This is a genomic window from Neptunitalea chrysea (assembly GCF_027924145.1).
GTDB classification, from domain to species: domain Bacteria; phylum Bacteroidota; class Bacteroidia; order Flavobacteriales; family Flavobacteriaceae; genus Neptunitalea; species Neptunitalea chrysea.
Window position 1 is genome coordinate 1 of the sequence record NZ_BRVP01000053.1, and the last position, 2,512, is coordinate 2,512.

The following is a 2,512-nucleotide window of genomic DNA, read 5'->3' on the forward strand; positions in this document are numbered from 1 at the left end:
AGCATATTCCCCAGCGTCATAAACATCTAATACATTATCACTGTTGGCCAAGGTAGTTCCGTTCTGATACCAAGTAAACGTTACCCCCGTATCTGTTAAAGCAAAATTAGAAGGAGTCATTGTTAATACAGTTGGTGTAATACCATTAGAACATACCTCATAATAGGTATCATAACCGTCTAATACTGGTGTATCGTAAACTAGTAGATCAAATGTTACAATATCATAACAATCAGATTCTGTACTTTCTAAACGAACATAGATCGTTTGGAAGTTAGGATCTTCGTTTGTATATGGAGAGCTTAACGGATTAACAGCATCATCAGCATCATCTTGAGAAGCGTAATAAGAAACAATTACGTTAGAAAGGTTGTTAGTTACCGCAGAATCTCGTGAAGTTAAATCAAACTCAGCATAGCCATCGTTAGAAATATCATCACAAACCCACATGTCTGACGGTTGACCTGCACTAACATATCCTTCTAAAATAATTTCTACTTGCGCAGATCCTGAACAACTGTTTGCGTCATCTGAGACAGTTACTGTGTAAACACCTTGCTCAGGGTTTACAGTGTCTCCAGAGAATGTATATGAAGGAGAGGTGCCTGTTTGTATTACGTTACTCGTTGGGTCTAACCAAGTATAAGTAAGGTTGCCAGCTAAGTCGGCTGCATTGTCTACATTAACAGTTACTGTTTCTTCTTGACATGCACTCTTGGTAATAACAGCGTCTGTAAATGAAGGTTCTGGTAATGGGAAGAACTCAACTAAGACTTCACCTTCTAAAGCACATGAAGAAGAAGTGTATGTAATAACTGCAGTATACGTTGCAGTTTCTGAAACGTCTAAAGTAGCAGAGGTAGCTCCTATAATTTCGTTACCATCCATATACCAAGCTATTGTTGCGTTAGATGGTACGGTACCTGCATCTAGGGTAACAATATCACCTTCACATTGTGCATTACCACTAGTTAATAAGATGTCATCTCCAAGGTCTAAATCACCAATATCAAATGAACCTGATCCTAAGAAAACAGCTGAATCATAAATACTGTCGCCGTCATCCTGAATACCTAATTTAATATGGTATGTTTGACCAGCAACAACATTTGATGCTGCGGTCATTACAACCGTCTGTCCGTTAAAGTCAATTTCTCCTGTTCCGTTAGCGTTATATTGATCAAAATAAGTAGCATTTGCTGGTCCACAAGTACCAATACCACCGTGTACATTAACAACCGTAACAGGTATATTAGTTCCAGGGATTACTGCTAAATTGGTTTCTACCCCTGAAAGGTCTGTTAAGATGAAAGCAAATACATCTGAGAAAGTACATTCAAAAGCGGATGTATATTCTTCTGAAGCGAAAAGGAAATCAAAGCTGATATGGTCGGTAAGCGGAATAAAGTCGAACTCTATATAAGAAGCGTTATATCCTGTACCAGCACCAGAAATATTCTCAAGATCTGTATCTCCAAGCCATCCTGTGCCTCCATTACCAAGGGTAGTGTCATTTGGCCCAACAACTTCCGTAGCAGTACCAGACGTAAGAACAACACCATCAGTGAAAGGGAAGTTAAATGCATTGTAGAAATAACCAATACCATTTACCGATCCGTAGTTTGTACCAGTTGAATATTGTATGTTAAATACCTGAGCACAATCTGAGTTAATTAATACATCGGTAACTAATTCATCTACTGTATAAGTAGTAGTAGATACACTCATAGGAGGACAGTTACTTACATTCATGTTATCACTTACAATAACACAGTTAGTGTCGTTTGTGTTGGCAACCGTTACGTATGTGTCCGTACCAAGTGGGTAGGGGCCAAAAGTATACGTTCCGATGGTTGTAACAACTTGTGGAGCACTACCTTGGTTGTCAGTAAGAGTTAAAGATGTAGCATCTCCCATATCGGTTACATCCACATCTACATAATATTGAACAGTACCACAATCATCTATTGAAGTAAATGTAACTTGTTGATTTAAACAAGTATTACAGATAGCGTCAAAGTCTAATGTAGTCTGATTTCCTGAAGCACAGCTATTAGATCCATTAGAGGTAACCTGAACGTAAATAACACCGCCTGTAGATTGTATTTCTAAACCAGCTAAGTCACCTGAGTTTCCATAACCGGAATATAAAACTGTAGTTCCGTCAGAATCGTAGATGATGATTTCGTCATTATTATTTTCTACTGTACCCGAATTAAAGAAAATTGTAAGGTATAGTGTAGGGTCGGTAGCAGTAAATGTAAACATGGTAGTATCATTATTACCATAGCAGTAGGTAACGTTTGTTGGCCCCACTGCACAGTCTACAGTGAATTCTGTTTGAATTTCTGTTGTAAATGTATATGGAATAGACCAATCACTGTAAAAACCAGCACTACATTCAGCTCTTACATATACTTCGTAAGCTGTATCGGGTAATAAGTTGTTTATTGTTACAGGTAACGAAGTTACGGCAGTACCAGCACCTGTTGGTACTCCTGTACCCGCTGGC

Annotated in this window: 1 protein-coding gene; it reads right to left on the reverse strand. The window is 38.4% G+C overall.

Features of this window, described 5'->3' with window-relative positions:
• Positions 1–2,512 (reverse strand): choice-of-anchor L domain-containing protein (locus tag NBRC110019_RS16620; protein ID WP_281756593.1); only part of this gene is annotated, 2,512 nt, incomplete at both ends.